This window comes from Mesorhizobium sp. M7A.F.Ca.ET.027.03.2.1, assembly GCF_003999175.1.
In the GTDB taxonomy this organism is placed as follows: domain Bacteria; phylum Pseudomonadota; class Alphaproteobacteria; order Rhizobiales; family Rhizobiaceae; genus Mesorhizobium.
Genome location: NZ_RZOM01000955.1, coordinates 1 through 2,416, shown reverse-complemented (window position 1 = coordinate 2,416; position 2,416 = coordinate 1). Strand labels below are relative to the sequence as shown.

Below are 2,416 nucleotides of genomic sequence, written 5' to 3'. Positions count from 1 at the left end.
CTGCCGGCTGATGTGAAGGAGCTGGTCGAAAAGAAGAAGGCCGAGATCCTCGAAGGCAATTTCCGGGTGGATGTGGACGAGAATACGCCGGTTTCGGATTGACGCTCTGGCTTTTGGGGTTGGTGCTAGGCGCCCCCCCTCTGTCCTGCCGGACATCTCCCCCTCAAGGGGGGAGATTGGCGGCTTTGTCGGCGGCACTCCTGCTTCGGCGTAGAAAATTGGCGAAAGCCGAAATGACATCCGATCTCCCCCCTTGAGGGGGAGATGGCCGGCAGGCCAGAGGGGGGTGCAGCGCATCCCTCTCAATCAAAGCTGAACCGCAAAGCCAACTCCGATCAGGAGCATCCTTGCCCTTGCCCGCCCCCCTCATCGAAATGCGCGGCATCACCAAGAGCTTCGGCGCCGTCAAGGCGAACGAGGCCGTCGATCTCAGCGTGGCACCCGGCGAGATCCTGGGGTTGCTGGGCGAGAACGGCGCCGGCAAGACGACGCTGATGAATGTGCTGTTCGGCGCCTATGCGCCCGATGCTGGGGAAATCCTCATCCAGGGCAAGCCGGTCAGGATCACCAGTTCCGCCGATGCGCTGGCCGCCGGCATCGGCATGGTGCACCAGCATTTTCACCTCGCGCCGCGGCTGACTGTGCTGGAAAATCTTTTGATCGGCATTCCCGGCAAGACAGGACGGATCGACCGCGCCGGCGGGCTGGCGCGGCTGGCCGAGATCGGCCGCCAGCATGGGCTGATGCTTGACCCGAACCTGCCGGTCTCGGCGCTGTCGGTCGGCGAGCAGCAGCGGCTCGAAATCGTCAAGGCTCTGTTTCGTGGCGCCAGGCTGCTGATCCTCGACGAGCCGACAGCGGTGCTGGCGCCAAGCGAGGTCGACGGGCTGTTTTCGGCGTTGCGTTCTATGGCGGCGCAAGGTCTCGGCATCATCTTCATCTCGCACAAGCTCAACGAGGTGCGGGCGCTGACGCATCGCTGCACGGTGCTGCGGCATGGCCGCGTTGCCGGCCGCGTCGATGACCCCGCCAACACGACATCCTCGGAGATGGCAACACTGATGTGCGGCCATGAGATCGTGCCGCCGGCGCGGGGACCATCGACGCCAGGTGCTGATGTGCTGACACTCGACGGCATTTCCACCTCGCATCATTCCGGCACGCCGCTGCGCGACGTATCGCTTGCCGTCCGTGCCGGCGAAATCCTCGGCATTGCCGGGGTGTCGGGCAATGGCCAGCGGGCGCTGGCGGAGGTGATCTCCGGCGTGCGGGCGCCCGATGCCGGACGGATGACGATTGCCGGCCAAAAGGTCTCGCGGTTTTCGCCGCGGGAGGTGCAGGCGCTCGGGCTCGGACGTATCCCGGAAGACCGCATGACCACAGGGCTGGTGACCAATCTGCCGCTCGCCGATTCGATGGTGCTGCCTCGCATCGGCACCGCGGCGTTCAGCAGCAAAGGCCTGCTCAAGCCGGATGCGATCCGCGCCTTTGCCGAGGCGCAGATCAAGGCCTATGATATCAGGTGCCCTGGGCCGATGACCCGGGCCGGCGCATTGTCCGGCGGCAATCTGCAGAAGGCGTTGTTGGCACGCGAGCTTGCCTTCGATCCGAAGGTGCTTGTTGTCTCGCAGCCGACGCGCGGGCTTGACATCGGTGCCGCCCGCTTCATCCATGAAAAGTTCCTCGACATGCGGGCCAAGGGCTGCGGCATCATCGTCATTGGCGAAGATCTCGAAGAGCTGCTGGTGCTCTGCGACCGCATCGCGGTGATGTATGAAGGCCGCATCGTCGGCACGCTCGACAGCGCCGATGCGACGATCGCGCGGCTCGGCCTGATGATGACCGGGGCGGAGGGGAGTGGCTTGAATTATGCTGTTGCCTGACTTCCTCGGATATCGCCCACAACACATTGCTTTGGCCGTCAGCGCTGCCCCTCACCTGCCTGCCGGCATCCTCTCCCCGTATAGTGACGGGGAGAGGGGCGCTATCATCGACGGTTTCGCCAATTGTGAACGTTGCAGGAAGAGCGCTAAGGCCGCAGCCATCCACCTTCTCCCCGTCACTATACGGGGAGAAGGTGCCGGCAGGCGGATGAGGGGCGGCGCCAACGCCTCATGTATCGGTTCGACTACTGTACCGAAGGCGGAGGGCCACAGCTGATGTTTCGCCTGGAGGTCCGCAGCTCGACGCCGGCCTGGTTCAACTTCGCTCTGCCATTGCTGGCGATCGGAGCAACGCTCATCTTGTGTAGCGGCCTGATTGCGCTGGCCGGCGCCGGCGTGCTCGAAGCCTATGGCGTGATGTTCACGGCATCGCTGGGCGACAGCTACGCGATCACCGAAACGATGGTGCGCGCCACGCCTATGATCTTCACCGGACTGGCGGTCGCGGTCGCCTTCCGGGCAAAATTCTGGAA

1 protein-coding gene and 1 pseudogene are annotated in these 2,416 nt (G+C 64.2%); both read left to right on the top strand.

Going from position 1 to position 2,416, the window contains the following annotated elements; translation table 11 throughout:
- The first annotated feature begins 353 nt into the window (after positions 1–353).
- Positions 354–1,883 carry an ABC transporter ATP-binding protein gene (locus tag EN750_RS29545; RefSeq protein WP_127398862.1) on the top strand — a complete coding sequence of 510 codons (1,530 nt, stop codon included), beginning with the start codon at positions 354–356 and terminating at the stop codon, positions 1,881–1,883.
- A gap of 276 nt (positions 1,884–2,159) precedes the next feature.
- A pseudogene (locus tag EN750_RS29535) lies at positions 2,160–2,416 on the top strand (ABC transporter permease); the annotation flags it as partial.